The sequence below is a fragment of the Pseudomonas batumici genome (assembly GCF_036585405.1).
GTDB lineage: Bacteria > Pseudomonadota > Gammaproteobacteria > Pseudomonadales > Pseudomonadaceae > Aquipseudomonas > Aquipseudomonas batumici.
This window is the reverse complement of the sequence record NZ_CP144470.1, coordinates 1,144,753-1,164,182: the sequence shown is the minus strand read 5'-3', so window position 1 is coordinate 1,164,182 and position 19,430 is coordinate 1,144,753. Positions and strand designations below refer to the sequence as shown.

General features: G+C 62.2%; 17 protein-coding genes. 3 read left to right on the top strand and 14 right to left on the bottom strand.

The annotated features are described in order from the left end of the window. Positions 1-37 precede the first annotated feature (37 nt). The 11 genes from NUH87_RS04865 to NUH87_RS04815 all read right to left on the bottom strand — a co-directional run bounded on the left by NUH87_RS04865 (position 38) and on the right by NUH87_RS04815 (position 10,559). Entirely contained in the window at positions 38-1,294 is a 1,257-nt protein-coding gene (locus NUH87_RS04865) for an FAD/NAD(P)-binding oxidoreductase (protein ID WP_338524997.1), read from the bottom strand. Then, positions 1,291-1,527, bottom strand: coding sequence for a (2Fe-2S)-binding protein (locus tag NUH87_RS04860; RefSeq protein ID WP_040065059.1), 237 nt, complete (start codon positions 1,525-1,527; stop codon positions 1,291-1,293). The genes NUH87_RS04865 and NUH87_RS04860 overlap by 4 nt, the downstream gene beginning before the upstream one ends. Next, positions 1,520-2,635 carry an FAD-dependent oxidoreductase gene (locus tag NUH87_RS04855; protein WP_338524996.1) on the bottom strand — a complete coding sequence of 372 codons (1,116 nt, stop codon included), beginning with the start codon at positions 2,633-2,635 and terminating at the stop codon, positions 1,520-1,522. The genes NUH87_RS04860 and NUH87_RS04855 overlap by 8 nt, the downstream gene beginning before the upstream one ends. Next, positions 2,632-3,564: a 4-hydroxyproline epimerase gene (locus NUH87_RS04850; protein WP_338524995.1), complete on the bottom strand. Its 933-nt coding sequence runs from the start codon at positions 3,562-3,564 to the stop codon at positions 2,632-2,634. The genes NUH87_RS04855 and NUH87_RS04850 overlap by 4 nt, the downstream gene beginning before the upstream one ends. 114 nt (positions 3,565-3,678) lie before the next feature. Further along, entirely contained in the window at positions 3,679-4,350 is a 672-nt protein-coding gene (locus NUH87_RS04845; RefSeq protein WP_209437141.1) for a GntR family transcriptional regulator, read from the bottom strand. A gap of 161 nt (positions 4,351-4,511) precedes the next feature. Then, positions 4,512-5,546 carry an HlyD family secretion protein gene (locus NUH87_RS04840; protein WP_338524994.1) on the bottom strand — a complete coding sequence of 345 codons (1,035 nt, stop codon included), beginning with the start codon at positions 5,544-5,546 and terminating at the stop codon, positions 4,512-4,514. Between the two features lie 6 nt (positions 5,547-5,552). Next, positions 5,553-7,124 carry an MFS transporter gene (locus NUH87_RS04835; RefSeq protein ID WP_422393904.1) on the bottom strand — a complete coding sequence of 524 codons (1,572 nt, stop codon included), beginning with the start codon at positions 7,122-7,124 and terminating at the stop codon, positions 5,553-5,555. After that, the gene (locus NUH87_RS04830) at positions 7,121-8,677 is read right to left on the bottom strand and encodes an efflux transporter outer membrane subunit (protein ID WP_338524993.1); all 1,557 of its coding nucleotides are present in this window, start codon (positions 8,675-8,677) and stop codon (positions 7,121-7,123) included. The genes NUH87_RS04835 and NUH87_RS04830 overlap by 4 nt, the downstream gene beginning before the upstream one ends. A 36-nt stretch (positions 8,678-8,713) precedes the next feature. Continuing rightward, positions 8,714-9,115: a cupin domain-containing protein gene (locus NUH87_RS04825; protein WP_338524992.1), complete on the bottom strand. Its 402-nt coding sequence runs from the start codon at positions 9,113-9,115 to the stop codon at positions 8,714-8,716. An 89-nt stretch (positions 9,116-9,204) separates the two neighbouring features. Further along, positions 9,205-9,684, bottom strand: a complete 480-nt coding sequence (locus NUH87_RS04820; protein WP_338524991.1) for a carboxymuconolactone decarboxylase family protein — start codon at positions 9,682-9,684, stop codon at positions 9,205-9,207. Positions 9,685-9,815: 131 nt separating this feature from the next. Next, positions 9,816-10,559 (bottom strand): SDR family oxidoreductase, encoded by a 744-nt coding sequence (locus NUH87_RS04815; protein ID WP_338524990.1) that lies wholly within the window; start codon positions 10,557-10,559, stop codon positions 9,816-9,818. A gap of 226 nt (positions 10,560-10,785) precedes the next feature. On the opposite strand from NUH87_RS04815, the gene NUH87_RS04810 reads away from it, so the two are divergent. Both NUH87_RS04810 and NUH87_RS04805 read left to right on the top strand, forming a co-directional pair. Beyond that, a complete protein-coding gene (locus NUH87_RS04810; protein ID WP_338524989.1) occupies positions 10,786-12,369 on the top strand; it encodes a winged helix-turn-helix domain-containing tetratricopeptide repeat protein in 1,584 nt (527 codons plus the stop codon). Between the two features lie 145 nt (positions 12,370-12,514). Next, positions 12,515-13,948 (top strand): mechanosensitive ion channel family protein, encoded by a 1,434-nt coding sequence (locus NUH87_RS04805; protein WP_338524988.1) that lies wholly within the window; start codon positions 12,515-12,517, stop codon positions 13,946-13,948. 120 nt (positions 13,949-14,068) lie between these two features. Here the strand turns inward: NUH87_RS04805 and NUH87_RS04800 are convergent, their stop codons facing one another. From NUH87_RS04800 to NUH87_RS04790, 3 genes are all read right to left on the bottom strand, one after another. Then, complete coding sequence (locus tag NUH87_RS04800) at positions 14,069-15,271, bottom strand: NAD(P)/FAD-dependent oxidoreductase (RefSeq protein WP_338524987.1); 1,203 nt, start codon at positions 15,269-15,271, stop codon at positions 14,069-14,071. A gap of 135 nt (positions 15,272-15,406) precedes the next feature. Next, the gene (locus tag NUH87_RS04795; protein WP_338524986.1) at positions 15,407-16,060 is read right to left on the bottom strand and encodes a response regulator transcription factor; all 654 of its coding nucleotides are present in this window, start codon (positions 16,058-16,060) and stop codon (positions 15,407-15,409) included. A gap of 2 nt (positions 16,061-16,062) precedes the next feature. Next, positions 16,063-16,881, bottom strand: a complete 819-nt coding sequence (locus NUH87_RS04790; protein WP_338524985.1) for a sensor histidine kinase — start codon at positions 16,879-16,881, stop codon at positions 16,063-16,065. A gap of 251 nt (positions 16,882-17,132) precedes the next feature. Here NUH87_RS04790 and NUH87_RS04785 point away from each other — a divergent pair, with 251 nt between their 5' ends. After that, a complete protein-coding gene (locus NUH87_RS04785) occupies positions 17,133-19,427 on the top strand; it encodes an AAA family ATPase (protein WP_338524984.1) in 2,295 nt (764 codons plus the stop codon). Positions 19,428-19,430: the final 3 nt, after the last annotated feature.

Sequence of the window (19,430 nt, the reverse complement as noted above, 5' to 3'; positions counted from 1 at the left end):
AGACTCGGCGCCAGGCCCGGAAGCCCCGGGCCGGTCTTCAGGCCGGCGGTGAGTCGTCCAGGCATGACAGGGTCTCGATCCGGGCCGGGCTGAAGGGCGGACGCGGCGCCGAGGGTTGCCAGCCGAACAGGTGCTGCGTGGCGGCGCCGCAGATCCGCCCCTGGCAGGCGCCCATCCCGCAGCGACTGGCCAGTTTGGCCGCGCGCCAGTCGGTGTGTGTCGCCAGTGCCGAGTAGGGGACGTCTTCGCAGCGGCACACCAGGGTATCGGGTTGCGCCAGTGACTTGAGCCGCGGGTCGAGGCTGAAGGTGCGGTTCAAGGTGTTGGCAAAGCCCTGCCAGCGTGCACGCCGAGGCCACAACGCCTGGGCTTGCCGACGATCGCCGACAGCCGCGTAACCGGCAATCGCGCCTTCGACCAACGCCAGCTCACTGCCGCCGAAACCGGTGCATTCGCCCGCCGCATAGTGATCGGCGCGGCTGCTGGCTTGCCAGGTATCGACCACCAGCGCCTGGCCATCGAGTTCACAGCCCAGGGCCTGGCCGAGCTGGGTGTTGGGGGTCAGGCCGAAGCCACACGCCAGGCGATCGCAGGCCAGCTCGACGATTTTTCCCTGCTGTTGCAGGCGCACGCCCTCCAGGCGATCGGTGCCCAGGGCAGCGAGTACGTGGGTACCGGTTCGATAATGGCGGTCGAACAAGCTGAACGACTGCAGCAGTTTGCCCGGCCAGCGTGGCAGTTGCGCGGCGAAAGCGGCGACGGCGGCGCTGCTCGCCTGTTCGGCGATGCGCAGCACACGGGCGCCGTTGTGTCTGGCGGTCGCGGCGCTGGCCAGCAGCAGCGGTCCGCTGCCGGCGATCAGCAGGCGTTGATCGCGCACCGGCAACCCGCCCTTGATCAGCGCCTGGAGTCCGCCGACACCGGTCACGCCGGGCAAGGTCCAGCCGGGGAAGGGCAGCAGCAATTCGCGTGCGCCGGTACACAGGATCAACTTGTCGTAACCCAGGACCCAGCCGCGCTCATCATTCTCGACCAGCAGCTGTTTCGGGCCGGCACAGGCAATCACCCGCGTGCCGGCATGGCAGCGGACATTGCCGCAGTTCTCCAGTTGCTCGCGCAGGCGCTGGGCCTGTTTCGGCAGCTTGGCCTGGGGGCCGTCGCGCCAGATTTGCCCGCCCGGCAGCGGGTTGTCGTCGAGGATGACGATGCGTGCGGTGCTTGGCGCCGCGGCGAGCGCGGCGGCCATGCCGGCGGGGCCGGCACCGATGATCAGCAGGTCGGCGTGTTCGTTCATGCCTGAGTCTCCACTCGCATGCCGTCACGGCAGAGGGTCTGGCAGGCCAGGCGGCGTCGACCGTCGATACTCACCCGGCATTCCTGGCAAATACCCATGCCGCACAGCGGGGCGCGACGTTGACCACTGACCGAGGTCCGGGTGCAGCCGTCGCCGCCCAGGGCCAATGCCGCCGCCACGCTGGTGCCCTCGGCGACCCTCAGTGTACGACCGTCGCAGATCAATTCAGGCATAGATGGGCTCCCCGAGAAAACGTTGTGGCAGATAAGGCTGCACGGCCAGCGGCGGTGTTTCACCGAACAACTGCGCCACCAGCAGGTCGGCGGTGCCGGGTGCTGTGGTGACCCCCAGGCCTTCGTGGCCGACGGCCAGCCACAGGCCTTTGCGTTGCGGGTGCTGGCCCACCAGCGGCAAGCCGTCGGGACTGGCGGCGCGAAACCCGGTCCAGGCACGGATGCCGTTGAGTTGCGCCAGCCCGGGCATGTACTCGGTGGCGCGCTTGAGCATCCTGGCGAGCATCCAGCCTTCGACCTGCGGATCGGTGGTGCCGAATTGTCGCGAGGCGCCGATAAACAGCTGCCCAGTCGGGCGCGGCTGGATATTGCACGCTGTCGAAGGGCCGCTGGCGTTGTGGGCACTGGTGACGTAACCGAGTTCCACCAGCGTGTGGGTGACTTTTCCGGGGTAGCGATCGGTGATCAGCAAGTGGCCTTTCTTCGGTTCGATCGGCAATTCAGGGCACAGCTCGTTGGCCTGGATGCCGTTGGCCAGAATCACCGCTTCGGCCTTCAGCCAGTGACCGTCGTCGAGGCGCACACGGTGGCCGTCGATTTCACTGACCCGCGCCCGGCGTTGACTGATATTGGCTGTTTCGAGCATCCAGCGGGCGGTCGCCGGGGCATAGAGAATGCCGTCGCCATTGATCAACAGCCCGCCTTCCAGGCCTTCGCGCAATTCGGGTTCGCGTTGGCGCAAGGCGTCCGGACTGAGCAACTCGCAGGCCACGCCCTGGGCCTGCAGGTTCAGGTATTTGCCCTGGGCGACGGCCATTTCTTCGGCATTGGCCGCCAGCCAGAGGGTACCGTTGCGGCGGTAGGCGCAGCCGCCGGGCAAGTCTGGCGCCAGTGCGCGCCAGCGTTGCAGGGAGTATTGGCTCAGTGCCAGTTCGGCGGGGTTATCGTCGAGCACCAGTAAATGCCCCATGCCCGCCGCCGTTGCCCCGGGCAGGCCGGCATCCAGCACCAGCACCTGCAAGCCGCGTCGGGCCAGAGCCTGGGCACAGGCGGCGCCGATGATGCCGGCGCCGATCACGATCACATCGGCCACCTGGCCCTCGTTCACGGACGAATGCCCCAGGCGAACGGGTCGTCCTGTTCGATGATCAGGCTGGCTTCGGCGCTGATGAAGGCACGGCCGCGAATGGTCGGCACGATGCGTTCGCCCTGGCGTTCGTAGGAACCCTCGAACTGGCTGCCGATAACGCTGGCCTGACGCCAGATCTGTCCCGGTTGCAACTTGTCGTCGGCCGCCAGGCACGCCAGCTTGGCACTGGTGCCCGTGCCGCAGGGGGAGCGGTCGTAGGCTTTGCCGGGGCAGAGGACGAAGTTGCGGCTGTCGGCGTGCGGGTCATCGGCGAACAGCTCGATATGATCGATCAGGCCGCCGTCTTCGCCGCGAATCCCCTGGGCTTCGAGCGCCTGCTGGACGGCGAAGGTATAGGCGGTCAGCGCCTCGAGATTGTCGCCGGCGATGTCCAGACCATGTTCGGCGATCAGGAAGAACCAGTTGCCGCCCCAGGCGATATCGCCAATGACCTGGCCGATGCCTGGTACTTCCAGTGTCACGGCCTTGCGGTAACGGTAGGCCGGGACGTTGCGCACGCTCACCGAACCGTTTTCGTGCAGGGTCGCCTGCACCGTGCCCACCGGGGTTTCGATGCTATGCACGCCCGGGCCGATCTTGCCCAGGTGTGCCAGCGAGGCCACCAGGCCGATGGTGCCGTGGCCGCACATGCCGAGGTAGCCGGTGTTGTTGAAGAAAATCACCCCGGCACAAGCGTTCGGGTCCACCGGTTCGCAAAGCAGTGCGCCGACCAGCACATCGCTGCCCCGTGGTTCGAGCACGCAGGCCGCGCGCCACCGATCATGCTGGTCGGCCAGGCGCTGGCGACGCTCGGCCATGCTGCCGCTGCCCAGGTCAGGAAAACCGGCGGTCACCAGGCGGGTGGGTTCGCCGCCGGTGTGGGAGTCGATCACGGTGATGCGTTTCATGGGAGGGCCACGTCCGTTCAGATGAGTGAACAAAAGAGTGGCCTGTGGAGGGGCGTTCCGGCTTGAGGGTTTTATCCTGTGCCGATGACGAAATCGGCACAGTGCGCCACGCGGTCAGTGGCTGTGGGGCAGGTGTTCGAACAGGGTCTTGCAGACGCCGGCGATATGTTCGTCGAGCAGCTTCACCGCGAGGTCCACGTCACCGGCGCGACAGGCCGCCAGAATCTCCCGGTGTTCGTGGTCGGCGCGTTCCTTGCCGGCGGACAGGCTCATCTGCATGCGCAGGTAGCGCTCCAGCTTGTCGTTGACCGAACGGATCAGCCCGACCAGGAACGGTCGTTGCGCCGGTTCGTAGAGGCAGGCGTGCAGTTCCCAGTTGAGTTCGGCCCAGCGGCCCACGTCGTCTTCGCCGATGAACTCCTGGCAGATGCGCTCGGCGCGAGCGAAGGTTTCTTCGGTCATGTTCGGAATCGCCAGGCGCAGCACCTTGTCCTCCAGCAGCATGCGCACTTCGAACATCTGCGCCAGTTCCGCATCGGAAACCCGCGTGACCATCGCCCCGCGATTGCGCTGGAACATCACCAGGCCTTCGGCTTCCAGGCGCTTGAGGGCCTCGCGCACCGGAATCTTGCTGACGTTGAACTGGCGGGCGATATCGTCCTGGCGAATCGGCTCATCCTCGGCGAAATGGCCGGCGACGATGGCGTCGCGCAGATGGCGGGTGATGATTTCCGAAGTCGAAGGCGAATTGCCAAGGTCGGGGGCGTTGAGTTTGGGTAGGGCCACGGTTCTGATCGTTCGAAAGGAGTTGTGCAGATGGTATACGAAATCGTGTCGGTGTTCCTGGGGGGATGGGCTGAACGGTCGGGCCATTCCGTGGATCGCCGCATTTTCGTTCCGGAGCCACTGACGGTGGACTTCATCCATCCGTCCGACGAGCCCCGGCATTACTTACCTACACGAATTTTGGCTGTTACGGACATGCCGACCCGCAGCTTCGCCGCGGAAGATTGGGCGGGATTCATGCGAATGCGTACTGGCAAGCGCTGGACGATCTTGGTGAAGTTACCCGTGGCATTGTGTGGTGCAACGGCGGAGTAGCTGACGCCACTGGCCGGCCCCAGGCTTTCCACCGTTCCTTTCAGTGCCTCGCCCGGCAAGGCATCCACCTCGATATCCACGGCCTGGCCCGGCTGTACGCGGGCGAGCTGTGTCTCGCGGAAGTTGGCCGTGATATAGACCGCATCGAGCGGCACAATCGCCAGCAAGGGGTTTCCGGTATTGACGAAAGCACCGATGCGTACCGATTTCTGCCCGACCATGCCGTCGATCGGTGCGCTGATGCGGGTATAGGACAGCTTCAGCTCCGCGGCGGCTTGTGCGGCTTGCGCTTGGGCAAGGGCCGCCCTGGCTTTTTCCAGGTCGGCTTTCAGGACATCCACCTGCTGCCGGGCAGCCTGTAAACCTGCTTGGCTCTTTTCCCCTCGGGCCAGTTGAATGCTCAATTGCGTTTCGGCCTGTTGCCGTGCCTGCACAGTGCCCGACCCGTCGCTGGCCAGGTTGCGATAACGCGCCTGATTGACCCTGGCCAGCTTGAGGGCTGCATCATCGGCGGCGACCGCCGCGTGTGCCTGGCGTATGGCACTTTCCTGTTGGATCAGGTGCGCTTCCAGGCTGCCGATACCAGCCTGGGCACTGGCGACCTGGGCCTTTGCCGCATTCACGGCAACAACGAAATCACGATCATCGATCGCAACGAGCAGTTGCCCTTTCTTGACCGGCTGGTTGTCTTCGACCAATACCTTGTCAACCGTGCCCGACACCTGCGGTGCCAGCGTGGTGAAATCAGCTTGTACGTAGGCATCATCGGTGGACTGGGTCGATGCGCCGGATTCAGGGCGATTGAGATAGAGAACGCCGCCGATCGCCACGGCGAGCAGCAGCACGGCACTGATGAGTTTGGCTTGCTTCGGTAATGCCATGGTGGGTTACCCGTGTGAGGAAGATGAAACGGAAGAAGGGAGCGAGGCCGCGCGCAAGTCGGGTGCGGGGATGTAGGTCAGCCGCAGCACGAGAGGAATCAGCAGCAGTGCCAGAATGCCGAGCACGCGATAGGCGTCGGCGACCGACAGCACCAGCGACTGCTGGTCGATGATGCCCAGCAATTGGGCCGGTGCCGGCGCCAGGGCGTTACCGGCCAGGGCTACCTGGTCCAGCAGCATTTCCCCATGGAAGCGCTCCCGCACGGTCACGAGCTGCCCAACCAGCGCGGCACCGACCAGCGACCCGAAGGCGCGCAGTGTGTTGATGGTGCCGGATACATAAGGTCCTTCGGGGGGCTGCACAACGCTGGTGACCAGGAACAGCATCGAGATCACCGCCATCGGCTGGCCAAAGGCTTGCAGCGTTTGCGCCACGACGAACTGGTCGCGGTTCCAGTCGGAGGTCAATTGCGCACCGCAAAGGCACGCCAGCGCGATCAGGAACAGCCCCGACGCGAACACGATGCGCGCGTCGACCCACTTGCGGTACAGCAGCAGCGCCACCACAAACCCCAGGAGCAGTTGCGGCAAGGCGATGATCAGGCCGATCGATGCCATTTGCGGGAGTCGGTAGTTCTGCAGTGGGCCGAGATAGCTGGCCGGCAATAGCGAGCTGGACATCAGCGCCACCAGCAGCGAGACGAACAGCAGGCAGCCCAGTCCCAGGTTACGGCGTCCCAGGATCTGCAATTTGATGAACGGCGAGGGGTGATACCACTCGGTCAGCAGGTAGACCGCCATCAGGGCCAGCCCCGCCATCAGCGATACCGTGATCAACGGCGACTGAAACCAGTCCAGCCGCACGCCTTGATCCAGTGCGACGGTAATCAAGCCGAGCGCCGGTACACCGCAGGCCATGCCGGACCAATTGGCCTGCCGAAAGCGTGCGGTCTGGATGGGTTCGTGTGGGAGCCCCCAGCCCACCAACAAGCCGGCGAGGCAGGCGAGGGGAATGATCTGCCAGTACAGCCAGCGCCAGTCGAGCAGCCCATCCGTCCAGTACCCGGCCAGCCAGATGGACAGGTTGGGCGCGAAGGTCGCGGTCATCGCATACAGAGCCAGCCCATACAGGCGGATGGGCAGTGGCAGGAATTTCAGTGCGGCCATCATCAGCAACGGGATCGTCGTACCGCTGGCAACGCCTTGCACAAAGCGCAGGATCAGCAGCAGGTCCAGATCGTGGATGAAGGGCAGGATCACCGCCAGCAGTGTACAAGTACCGAGCATCCACAATTCGAAGCGCCGGAGCGAAAGGGTAATGGCAAACCACGCCGAAAAGGGCATGGCGATCAATTCCCCGGCACTGTAGGCCGTGGTCAGCCAGGAAGCGTCGTCAAGGCCGAAGCCGAGCGCACCGCGTACATCGGCCAGGGCCAATGCGCCGACACGGGCGTTCAACCCTGCCATCATGGCGGCAAGGAAAATACCGACAAGACCGACCATGGGCCGTTGCGAGGGCTTGGCCAAGGGCACTCCGGTTGCGGGAACGTCCCCCGGTGAGAATGCGGCGCCACTCATGGGGAGGCCTTCGTGTGTGAAGTGACCGGCGACACAATGGCAACCGGAGCATCCGATGAAGGCACTGCCGAACCCTCGACGCCAGCCCCAGGCGCGTGCTTGAGCGCATCCGGGTCCCAACCGCCACCCAGCGACTTGTAGAGATTGACCACGGTGAGCGTGGCGCTGGTGGCGCTGTCATTGAGACGGGTCTGGCTGGCCAGCACGTTGAGCTGCGCTGTCAGTACGTTCAGATAGTCGCTGGCACCTTCCTGATAGCCGCGCTCGGCAGCCTGCAGGGCCTGCTTGTTCTGTTCATACGAAACCAACAGTTCGTCATGTCGGCGCTGCTGGGCCGCCCAGGCATCCAGGGCGTCGTCCACTTCATGCCAGGCGCGCAATACCGTTTGCCGATAGGCCAGCGCCGCGGTTTTTTGCCGTGCTTCGTTCAGGGCCAGGCGTTGCGTCAAGCGCCCGCCCTGGAAGATCGGGAGGTAAACCGTCGGGCCGACGGAAAAGACGCGGGAGTCCCAGCTCAGGAGATCGCCCCCTTCGAAGGCCTCCACACCGATTTGCCCTTTCAAGCCGATACGTGGGTAGAAATCCGCTTTCGCCACACCGATGTCTGCCGTGGCGGCATGGAGCTGTGCTTCGGCGCGCAGGATATCCGGTCGCCTGTGGGCCCATTCAGAAGGGATACCGACCGGCATGCTGGTCGGAAGTGAAGGCAAGGGCAGGGTTTCACCCAATTGTGCATCGAGTGCGCGCGGCTTTTCTCCCACTAACAATGCCAGTGCGTTCATCAGCGCGTTGCGGCGCTGGAGCAGCTCGGGAACCGTGGCCTTGATGGTCGCCACCTGCGCGCGAGCGGACGAGGTTTCGAAGCGGGTGGCGACGCCATTACGCTCGCGGCTTTCGGTCAGGCCGAGGGTGCGCTCGGCGACCGTCAGATTCTGCTGGGCGATGTCCAGTTGCGCCTGTGTTCCGCGCAACTGCAAATAGGTTCGCGCCACTTCGGCGGACAAGGCTACGCGGGCTGCTTCGCGGTCGTACACCGTGGCTTCCAGGGCCGCTGCGGCACCCTCGCGCAGACGTCGCGCACGCCCCCACAGGTCGATCTCCCAACTGGCATCGAATCCAAGCTGCCAGAAGTCGCTGGGGCTGCTGGAAGCGCCCAGTGCGACGAACTTGCCATGTTCGCTGAGCCCCTCGCGTGCATAGCTGGCGCCGGCGCCCACGCTGGGCAGCAACTCCGAGGCGGCAATGCCCAGTTGTGCCCGGCTTTGCTCGATGCGCTCGGAGGCCATTTGCAGATCCAGGTTGTCGGCCTGCGCACGCGATTGCAGTTCGGCGAGCACGGCGTCGTTGAACAACCGCCACCACTGCGAGGGGACTGCGGCGTCGGAAGTCCGGGTGGCATCTGGAGGCGCCTGCCTGGGTGTCAGTACCGCTTCATGAAGCCCGTTGTCAGGCTTCACGAAATCGGGACCCACCATGCAGCCGGCCAGCGAGACGGCGCATAGCGCCGCGCTGGCGTACCGGTTGAGTTGTGAAAACACTGGTTGCGAGATCACTGCAGTGTCCTGTTGAAGGAGGGGATGGTGTCGGCGTCAGTGCACCAGCGTAAGGATGGGGGCGTCGCTGCTCTTCAACAGGAAGACCAGAAACTTGGCGGGCTTGGTGAGACTGGCATTGCGTCCGACCGTGTGTATATCGTCCGGACCTTCGTAGAAGGTCTGTCCCGGCGTCAGCGTGACGGATTTGCCGCCGCGCACGCCCATCACGATCGAACCCTCCAGCACATAGACGAATGCATGCGCATTGTGTCGATGCACAGGGTCTACCGCACCCGGCGGATACTCCACGGTGATGACCACCGCGTCCTTGCCTGGATAGTCCGTCAGCGCTTTGGTCACCAGCGGTGTCACATGGGCTTGTGGTGGCCCCTGTTGTGCATTGGCGGTAGCGGCTACCAACAAAAGCAGCATGGTCAGGGTTCTGAAAACAGTCATGGTTTGTTCCTCGCTAGCGGATCGCAACGGTCTGTCGTGAGTGGGCGAGTGGCGGCGCAGCGATGTCACACCGCTGCGCCGCTGCCGGGTCAGAACAGACCGGATTTGTCGACGCCGAAGGCCTTGTCGTATGCGCCGGGTACGAGTTGGAACGCCACGTTGATGCGATTCCAGGCGTTGATCGACATGACCAGGAAGGTCAGGTCGGACAGTTCCTTCTCGGACAGTTGGGTACGAACCTGTTCATAGAGAGCGTCGGGCACGCCTTGGTCCGGCATCCGGGTCAGGATTTCGGTCCAGGCCAGGGCCGCGCGTTCGCGCGCACTGAACAGTGGGGACTCGCGCCAGATGGCGACGTGATGCAGCCTGAGCGGTCGTTCGCCATGGATCGTGGCTTCCTTGACGTGCATGTCCACGCAGAAGGCGCAGCCGTTGATCTGCGATGCCCTGAGATCCACCAGATGGCGGATCGACTCCTCGATGGCGCTCTGTTTGAAGGCCAGGCTGAACTCGACGAACTTCTTGAACAGTTCGGGGGATTGCTTCTGGTAATCGATACGTTGGGTCATGATGGATCCTCGATGTGAGAGGTGCGTCGTACACTGGCGTCCAGCCTGCCAGCGCCTGGCTAGCGCGCCTGCGCACCCAACAGGAGTGTGCAGGCGGTGGTGATCGATGAGCTCCGGGCTCATCGCTGTGTCTAGGGGCGATTGAGCCAGTTCTGGAAACGTGTCGCGCCGATGTGCGCGTTATCGCCCGCGACCAGGGAGCGATCATCCAGCTCGCTGCCGAAGTAGAGTGCGCGCACGTCGGCGATGACCGGCCGCTTGTCGTTGCGCGCGGCAAGAAACTTGCGCGCCAGTTCATCGAGCGGGAAGCGATCAGGTCCGGCCACCTCGACGATGCCGTTGAGCGGTGCGCCGACCGTGAGATCGGCCAGCACGGCCGAGACGTCATCCGCTGCGACGGGCTGGATAAGGGCGGGCGAAAGGCAAATCGTGTCGCCGACGGCACCGGCGTTGACAATGCCTTCGACGAACTCGAAGAACTGGGTCGCGCGCAGGAGGGTGTAGGGAATCTTCGATGCCTTGATCAGCGCTTCCTGGGCAACTTTTGCCCGAAGGTAACCGCTTTGTGGAAGGCGATCGGCGCCAACGATCGAGAGGGCCAGGAAATGCTCCACGCCAGCGGCAGCCGCGGCGGCCAGCAGGTTTCGACCGGAGGTCTGGAAGAACGCCAATGCAGCCTGGTCTTCGAATGAGGGAGAGTTCGCTACGTCGACGACGACCTGGGCGCCGGCAAGTACTTGCGCCAGCCCTTGTCCGGTGAGGGTGTCCACGCCTGTGCTACGCGATGCGGCTATCGTTTCATGACCATTGAGACGCAGCCTGCTGACAATATTCGAGCCGATAAGTCCGTTACCGCCAATCACGACAATTTTCATGTCCTGCTCCTCGCTTGAGTGACGATCAGCCTCATTGCGGCGACCGATGGAGCAAGTGTGCTCGCCAGCCGGGCCGGATACTTTGCCAATGCCTTGGGTTTCCATTGGATTTGGCTTGGGTATTTGTCCAGGAGCCCGTGTTATAAAGGCTTCAGCCTGGCTGCCAATCGCGGTCGGTGGTTGTGGGCATGTGCCCGGTGGGTCAGTACGGGACAAGGAACCCTGAATGCTATTGGTGTTTGACGACTGCGTGCTCGATCTGGAGCGACGCGAACTCCTCCGGGCTTCCCGGGTCATTGCGACGGCGCCCCAGGTCTTCGACCTGTTGGTCTATCTGGCCCGCAGTCGCGAGCGCGTTGTCAGCCGAGATGACCTGATCAATGCCATATGGGGCGGTCGCATCGTCTCGGAATCGACCTTGGCCAGTCATATCAATGCGGTGCGCAAGGCCGTCGGCGACAACGGTCAGCAGCAGTGCGTGATCCGCACGGTGGCCCGCAAGGGATTCCGCTTTGTCGCCGATGTCAGGGAAGTCAATTCATTGGAGGGCGCTGGCGTTCCTGGCGCCGAATCTGCCCCATCGGCTCACGCCGAGGCATCCGCACCGGCACTGCCGGCCAAACCCTCCATTGCGGTACTGCCGTTTGTGAACTTGAGCGGGGACCATGAGCAGGACTACCTGGCCGATGGGGTGGTAGGCGATATCATCGTGGCGTTGTCGCAGTATCGCTGGCTGTTCGTCGTCGCGCGCAACTCGAGCTTCACCTACAAGGATCGTACGGTGGACGTGAAACAAGTCGGTCGCGAACTGGGTGTGCGCTATGTGCTGGAGGGCAGCTGGCGCAATGCAAACAATCGAGTGCGCATCACGGTCCAGTTGATCGATGCGACAACCGGCACCCACCAATGGGCGGGCCGTTTCGAAGGTGTGCTTGGGGACATTTTCGAACTGCAGGACCAGATTACCGAAAGCGTGGTCGGTGCAATCGCACCCGAGCTTGAGCGGGCGGAAATCGAGCGTGCGCGGCACAAGCCAACCGAAAGCCTCGACGCCTACGACTATTATCTGCAGGCAATGGCCAAGCTGCATCATGGAACCAAGGAAACCATCGACCAGGCGCTGCCGCTCTTCCATAAGGCCATGGAGTTTGATCCGGATTTTGCATCGGCCTACGCGATGGCGGCCTGGTGTTATAGCTGGCGCAAGGCCAATCGCTGGTTGATTGGTTGTCCAGAGGACATCGCGGAGGGTATTCGACTCGCCCGCCGGGCCGTGGAGCTGGACAGGGGCGATGCGGTCGCGCTGACCCGAAGCGGCCATACGATCAGCTATCTTGCCGGTGATCTCCCGGGCGGCATCGCCTTGCTGGACAAGGCACTGGTGCTCAATCCGAACCTCGCGGCCGCCTGGTTCCTCGGTGCGTTCCTCAGGCTCTGGCATGGTGAAACCGATGTGGCCATCGAGTACTTTACCCACGCCATGCGCTTGAGCCCCCTCGATCCGGAACTGTACAGGATGCAAGCCGGAATGGCGGTCGCGCATCTCTTCGTGGGGCGTTTCGATACGGCGTCGTCATGGGCGGAGAAAGCCTTCCGCGATTTTCCGGGTTTTCTGTTGGCGGCGGCCATCCTCGCGGCCAGCCATGCGCTGGCCGGCCGGATGGTCGAAGCGCAGTCCGCGATGGAGCATTTGCGTCAGCTCGACCCTACATTGCGTCTCTCCTGTCTCACCGAGTGGCTGCCGATCCACCGGCCGGACAATCTCGCCACGTTGGTGGACGGTCTACGCAAGGCAGGGCTGCCGGAATAAGTGGGTGCGCAAGCACACCAACGTATGAGCCGTTAGCACTGAAGCAGGAGTGCCGGGTGCTGGTGTGCGACTTAAAGTGCATCGCCAGCTTGCCACCTGTTCACTGAATCCGTGCACGGCATACAGGATTCTGGAGAAGTCACTCATGTTCACGCTCCTGCAGGCTCACCCCCTGATCGTTGCTATCACCCTGATACTGATTGAACTGGCGCTCTGGCAGTTGATTGGTGCCTCACGGCGTAACCTTCGAATGTGCGTGCGGGTCGGGATATTTGTGCTGTTCTGCTGGGTCATGCTGTCTGTCGGCATCAGCCCCTTGCAACCCCCTCTCTGGCCGGAGGATCCCGTACTGAACCTGATGGCCACGGTGCTGGGCATCGGCTGGTGGCTGTTTGCGGCCAGGACACTGACGGTGATCCTGGGCAATGGCCTGATCTCTCGCGCCGGTCGCAACGCGCGGTTGCTCTACGATCTGATGGGGGCGTTGATTTTCCTGATCGGCATTATCGGCGCCGCCGCCTATGTCCTGCAGCTGCCGGTCAAGGGCTTGCTGGCGACTTCCGGGGCGATGGCGATCGTGATCGCCCTGGCGGTGCAAAGCACCTTGAGCGATCTGTTTTCAGGCATCGTGATCAATACCACCAAGCCTTACCAGCTGGGGGACCAGGTTTCCATTGATGCCACCCAGGGCAAAGTGATCGAGATCGACTGGCGTTCGACGCATCTGATCACCGATATGGGGGCTGTCGCGGTGGTTCCCAACTCCGTGGCCGCGAAGGCGCGAATCATCAATTTCAGCCGCCCCGGGAACGTCCACGGGGTCAGTGTGACCATTGCGGTACCCAGCAGTGTGCGTCCGCGTCGCGTCATTGATGCCCTGGAAAAAACCTTGCGCGGGACCCAGGCGTTGTTGCCGGCGTTTTCCACCAAGGTCTCGATCAAAAGTTCTCATCTCGAGTTCACCGAGTACGAGCTCAAGGGCTACATAGCGTTGGAGCAAGACAAGACCGAGGTGTGCAACCTGATGTTCGATCTCGCCCATCGTCACCTCGAAGCCACGGGGGTTTCCTGGGACACCGACCAGGACAGCCAGCCCTGGAACCGTCAACGCCAGTTGCTGGAGGACGTGCGTATTTTCCGCTCACTGGGCAACGATGAGCGTGATCGTCTCGCCGGCGAAATGACTCCGGTGGACTATCAGGCCGACGAGGTGTTGCTGGCGTTCGGCGAGGTTGCCGATAGCCTGATGATTATCAGTACCGGGGTGGTTTCGGTCTCGATTCATGACGGTGAAAAGCTGGTCGAGGCCATGCGTATCGGGCCGGGGGAAGTCATGGGCGAAGAGGGGGGGCTCGCCGAAAGCCTCTCGCGAGGAGAGTTTCGCAGTATCACCAGTGGCCGGCTTTTCCGGATTGAAAAAGCGGCGCTCGACAATCCGTTGAAACACTCCAGCGATTTGAAGACTGCCCTGAGCAATCTGCAGGATCAGCGCCAGGGAATCCGTCAGGCCATTCTGGTGCAGAAACCTGTACAGATCAAGAAAAGCGGATGGCTGCACTGGCTGTTGCAAAAGCGCTGAAATGGCTTTCTCGAGAAAAAAGCGCCCGCCGGAAAACACGTGGCGGGCGCTCGGGAAATGCCCGACTCAGCAAGGAGAGAGCGGGTCGGGACAGGGAGGTTCAACGGGCGTTTTCTGGCGTCAGGCCACCGGGATCAGCGGGTCGGCGGCGGCAAGCGCGGTGGCGCGATCAGCCGCGGGCGGATAGATCCACACCGTGTTGATTTGAGTCTTGAACGCCTTGGCCTCGTGCTTGATCAGTTTCACCTGCCGATCCCAGCCCTCGGTGAACACCGCGCCCCAGGCGCCCAGGTCCACGCAGGTGACGTACTTGGGTTGGCTGTAAGGCATCTGCTCCACGCCCAGCAGGTCTGCGGCGGCGTTGTTGCCGGCATAGCGGCCCAGGGCAATGGCATGCTGGCAGGACATCACCGAGAAGTTGCCCACCGCGTCGGTCGAGGCATAGGCCACATCTCCGGCGGCATACACTGCTGTTTGACTTAGCACTTTCAAGTGCTTATCGACATGCAGTCTGCCTTGATGATCACGGGTACCGTCCACATGTTCGGTCAGGGGGCTGGCACGCAAGCCAGCGGTCCAGATCACGGTGTTGGATTCGATGCGCTGACCATCGGCCAGGGTCACCCCCTTGGCATCGACTGAAGCGACGCTTGCATTGAGCACCCATTCGACCCCCAGATGCTCTGATGCCTCGGCGATGAAGGGACTCAGTTCATTGCCCATTGCGCCGGCAATTTTCGGGCTGCGGTCCACGACTATCACTCGGATATCGGCGTCGTTACCCAGGGCCGCGCGCAGACGCGCGGGCATTTCGGTCGCGGTTTCGATGCCGGTCAGACCACCCCCCGCGACCACTACCGTGTTGCGGGCCACGCTGGCGGGCAGATCCTTCAGCGATTTCAGGTGGGCTTCCAGACGCGTGGCTTCTTCGATCTGGTCGACATCGAACGTATGTTCGGTCATGCCTTCGGTGGCGGGGCGAGCAACATGGCTACCGGTGGCAAGTACCAGTCGGTCATAACTCAGCTTGCCTGGCTGGCCCTGTGTGTCGCGGTAGCTGACCTGTTGGTTCTTCTCGTCGATGACGTTGGCCGAGCCCTGCACGAATTTCACCCCCACGGCGTCGAACAGATCGTTCAGGGGGGCCTTCATGGTATGCACGTCGATCTCGTAGAAACGTGGCCGGATCCGCAGCTCGGCCTGAGGCGCCAGAACGGTGATATCGACGTCATGACGATTGTGCTGGTCCAGCAAACGGGCGGCGCTCAAGGCGCTCCATACTCCGCCGAACCCCGCGCCAATAATCAATATCTGCTTTCTCATTAGTTGCTCCTGTTTGTGTTCGCTTGGACTGCGGGGGATGTTATCCACGCGCACGGACCGGAGCACTTCTACATAGGGGCGGTCGAGGCATGACGAAGTATGACGTCCGTATACCAAGGTATTGAATGACGCCTGTTACTGGGTGGGCGGGTGAATTGAAATGGCCGCGGCCATCCGCACCAGATCGGCAAATGAGCGTGCCCCCATTTTTCGCATGGCTTGGCCGCGATGTATCTTGACCGTGATTTCGCTCAGGCCAATTTCCCCGGCCGTCTGTTTGTTCATCAAGCCTGAAACGGCCAACGCCATGACCGTTTGCTCTCGCGCCGTCAGTGTCGAGTAGCGCCTGCGCAAATGATCGGTCTGACGCTCGGCCTCGCGCTGCCGCCTGTCCCGTGCATGGGCGGCGTAAACTGCATCGATCAGGTCTTGCTCACGAAACGGCTTGGTCAGAAAGTCCACCGCTCCGGCCTTCATGGCACGTACGGTCATGGCGATGTCCCCGTGCCCGGTGATGAACACGATCGGCAGGTGGATGCCGGCCGTGGCCAGTTCGTTCTGAAAATCCAGGCCACTGCTGCCTTGCAGCCTCACATCCAGCACCAGGCAACTGGTGGCGTCCGGGCGGTTGTAGTGCATGAAATCGGCGGTCGAATGGAACAATTCGACCCGCAATCCGAGGGAGCGCAACAGGCTTGCGAGTGATTCGCGCAGTAGTTCGTCATCGTCGACGATGAAGACGAATGGCTCGCTGTCAGCGGTGGTGTCAGTGGGGAAGGCGGTGTTCATTGTCAGCTCGACTCGCGGGTGGCCAGTACCGGCAGTGCAAACAGGAAGGCGCTGCCCTGGCCCGTTGCGGCGGTGGCCCAGATACGCCCATTGTGAAAGTCGATGATCGATCGGCAGATGGAAAGTCCCAGGCCCAAACCGTTTTCCTTGGTGGTGAAGAACGGTGTGAACACCTGAGGCAGGATATCGGCGGATAGCCCCGGGCCCTGGTCGGTCACTTCCAGTACGGCCTCGTTGTTTTTCACCCAAGTCCGGACGCCGAGGGTTCGTTTACCGACTTCGATCGTGTCCATTGCGTGGCAAGCGTTGATGATCAAATTGATGATGACCTGTTGCAGCTGCACTCGATCGGCGTTGACCTGCTCGGTGAAGGTGGCGAGATCGATTTTCGGAAAGACCTTGTGTTGTGCCAATTCGAATTGGACCAGGTCCAGAGTCTCCTGGACGATGTCATTGAGCGACTCTTTACGGCGTAGCGGATCGCATGGGCGAGACAACCCCCGGAACCGGCGGATGATCTCGCTCGCCCGGTTGGCGCAGGTGATGATCCGCTCCAGTGATTGGCGTGCTTCGCCCAGTTCCGGGACCGGGCGATCGAGCCAATTGCGGCAGGCTTCACCGCTGCTGATGATCGCCGTCAGGGGCTGATTCACTTCATGGACGATGGACGCTGCCAGTTCATCCAGCGAGGTCACGCGGGTGACATGGGCCAATTGGGCCTGGGCGCGGAACAGGGCTGCCTTCGCCCTGATCGCTGCGTTGATCGAAAACAGGGTGAGCGCCAGCAACAGGAACATGATGCAGAGCAGTTCGTACAGCATCTTGCAGTGGATACCTGTCTGGAGTGGAGGGGGGGCGATCAATGCAGCCAGCATGCTTGCCAGGCGGGCGGAAGACTTTGCCGGTGCCTTGGATTTCCATTGGATTTCGGTTGGCTATTTGTCCAGGCGCCCGGGCGTTGGACATGAACCCTTTCCGTTGCGAATACGCTTTTTGTGGAGGGGGCGTTTAGAATCATCGATTTTTGGGGGGAGCGTGACAGCCTTCTCCCGGCTGCTTAGGGAAGAGAGCCATGCAACGCTTTGATCGCAGTTCCGTGCCGCCGCCGAGTTTTTTGCAAAGTCGGGAGGCCAACGCCAGCAGGCAGGTGCTGGCTGATTATTTTCTGTCGGACCAGACGAAGAGGGCACAGACCCGGGCCCCGACATTCACGCTCGATCTGGATCATGAGTCCGTCCATACAGCTCTGGCACGGTTGTTTCGCGGAAAATGTGCGTTCTGCGAAAGCAAGGGTCTCACGTTACCCTACCGATTTCGCCCGGACAGAGGGGTCACTCCTGTTGAGCAGACCCCAGATGCCCATTTGTATTACGTATGGCTGAGCGGCGCCTGGGAGAATATCTATCCGGTATGCAAGGACTGCAGACCCGACCGACCAGATTACTTCCCTGTTCAAGGCAAGCGTTCGCCCTTACCAACAGTGCTCCAGCTTAGAGGTTATGTGGGGGAAAACCTCGGAGTATGGCGCCACTATCCGCTGAAAGAACGCCAAGTCCTGCTCGATCCCGGTGGGCGAATAAATCTTGCCAATCATCTGTCTGTCGATCTTTCGGGTGAGCTGTTTGCACTGACAGAGCGGGCACGTGAAACGATCTCCCATTTCAAGCTCAATCGCGCTCAGTTGCTCAGGCGGCGCGGAAAAAAACTGAAGGCCTATTTTGATGAAATGATCGACGTGGAGCTTTCTCGGTTGGAGGAGAACAGGTTGTTCCTTGACTTTGCCAGACTGGAATTTGGTGGTCTCTGGTACCTGCTATGCCGTCGTATCGTATTGGAGCTTTCACCGACCCCCGTGCAGCCGCTGGCACTTTCACCTAGCCGCATTTACGCGACACTTCGCACCGTTGTCCGAAGTCTGAGCTCTCAAGACTGGTCTGGAGGGCTTGAAGCCAGACTGGCACTCCCGGTTGCGCAAAGGTTCGCCCAAGCGCCAGAACAGCAGCAGTCCTTGCCTCGTGGATACTCCCCCCTGGAATCGATTCACTTGAGTAATTTCAAGGGAATCGAGCAACTCGAACTGTTGATACCTCCCGTGCAAGAGGCGCCTTCTGCGAACGTGAAACCTGCGAAGCCAGCGCTACTGATCCTGGGCGAAAACGCCGCCGGCAAAAGCTCCATCCTCGAAGCTACGGCCCTGGCGCTCTGTACTGAACAGGCCCGCGCGCAACTACCGGTCGACGTTGCAGCGCTACCTCTAGATCCTGAGCTGTTGGGTGCGGGGCAGGTCCCTCGATGCACCTCGGCGACGGTGACCGTCACCTTCCAGGACGCCAGCAAACGAGAACTGACCATCGCCGGTGGAGCCTACTGGCACGAAGGTACCCCCATCGCGCCGCCGGTCTTCGCCTACGGCGCTTTCCGCCAATACCAGAAACAGGTACGACGCTACAGCCCGGGCAAATCGATCATCAACCTCTTCGACTCCACGGCGCTGCTGTCCAACCCGGAAAAATGGCTGTTGGGCCTCAAGCAGGTCGAGTTCGACAGTGTGGTGCGAGCCCTGCGGGATATCCTGTCCATCGAGGGCGAGTTCGAAGTCATGGAGCGTGACTTTGAAAACCAGCGCTGCCTGATCGTCACGGCGGCTGCCGGTAGCCAGGCCCTGTATCGAACACCGCTGAGCCTGGCGTCCTCGGGCTATCGTTCGGTGCTGGCGATGGTCTGCGACATCATCCAGGGCTTGATGAATCGGCGCATCAACCCCTACTTCGAAAGCCTGGAAACCGCCCAGGCCGTGGTGCTGATCGACGAGGTCGAAGCCCATCTGCATCCGCGCTGGAAAATCCAGATCATGGGCGCATTGCGCAGTGCCTTGCCGAACGTGACCTTTATCGCCACCACCCACGATCCGCTGTGCCTGCGCGGCATGCGGGACGGCGAGGTGATCGTCATGCAGCGGGTCGCCAGCGCGGACAATCCCGACAGCGAGTGGCCGGTCATGGTGGAGCAGGTGATCCGGCTCCCCAACGTCAGCCAACTGACCATCGAGCAGTTGCTGACCTCGGACTTTTTCAGCCTCAGCTCCACCGACCAGCCGGACACCGAGCGTGAGCTGGCGATGTTCGCCGACCTGCTGGCCGCCCGGGAGCGGGGCCAGTCCCTGAGCGACGCCCAGCAGCAGGCCTGGAGCCGTTTCGAACGGGATATCAGCGATGCCTTGCCGGTGGGGGCCACCGAAGTTCAGCGGCTGGTGCAGGAAGCGGTGGTGGAGTATCTGCAAAACCGTCGACAGGCCAGTGCGCTCAAACTCGGCGAGCTACGGGAAAAATCCAGACAGCGGATCCTCGCCATCCTGGAGGGAATCTGAAGC

Excerpts from the sequence above, each read along its gene's own strand:
- NUH87_RS04825 (WP_338524992.1), bottom strand. The coding sequence starts at position 9,115 with ATGACTGTTTTCAGAACCCTGACCATGCTGCTTTTGTTGGTAGCCGCT.
- NUH87_RS04790 (WP_338524985.1), bottom strand. The coding sequence starts at position 16,881 with ATGCTGTACGAACTGCTCTGCATCATGTTCCTGTTGCTGGCGCTCACC.
- NUH87_RS04865 (WP_338524997.1), bottom strand. The coding sequence starts at position 1,294 with ATGAACGAACACGCCGACCTGCTGATCATCGGTGCCGGCCCCGCCGGC.
- NUH87_RS04860 (WP_040065059.1), bottom strand. The coding sequence starts at position 1,527 with ATGCCTGAATTGATCTGCGACGGTCGTACACTGAGGGTCGCCGAGGGC.
- NUH87_RS04805 (WP_338524988.1), top strand. The coding sequence starts at position 12,515 with ATGTTCACGCTCCTGCAGGCTCACCCCCTGATCGTTGCTATCACCCTG.
- NUH87_RS04835 (WP_422393904.1), bottom strand. The coding sequence starts at position 7,124 with ATGAGTGGCGCCGCATTCTCACCGGGGGACGTTCCCGCAACCGGAGTG.
- NUH87_RS04785 (WP_338524984.1), top strand. The coding sequence starts at position 17,133 with ATGCAACGCTTTGATCGCAGTTCCGTGCCGCCGCCGAGTTTTTTGCAA.
- NUH87_RS04815 (WP_338524990.1), bottom strand. The coding sequence starts at position 10,559 with ATGAAAATTGTCGTGATTGGCGGTAACGGACTTATCGGCTCGAATATT.
- NUH87_RS04800 (WP_338524987.1), bottom strand. The coding sequence starts at position 15,271 with ATGAGAAAGCAGATATTGATTATTGGCGCGGGGTTCGGCGGAGTATGG.
- NUH87_RS04850 (WP_338524995.1), bottom strand. The coding sequence starts at position 3,564 with ATGAAACGCATCACCGTGATCGACTCCCACACCGGCGGCGAACCCACC.
- NUH87_RS04810 (WP_338524989.1), top strand. The coding sequence starts at position 10,786 with ATGCTATTGGTGTTTGACGACTGCGTGCTCGATCTGGAGCGACGCGAA.
- NUH87_RS04795 (WP_338524986.1), bottom strand. The coding sequence starts at position 16,060 with ATGAACACCGCCTTCCCCACTGACACCACCGCTGACAGCGAGCCATTC.
- NUH87_RS04840 (WP_338524994.1), bottom strand. The coding sequence starts at position 5,546 with ATGGCATTACCGAAGCAAGCCAAACTCATCAGTGCCGTGCTGCTGCTC.
- NUH87_RS04820 (WP_338524991.1), bottom strand. The coding sequence starts at position 9,684 with ATGACCCAACGTATCGATTACCAGAAGCAATCCCCCGAACTGTTCAAG.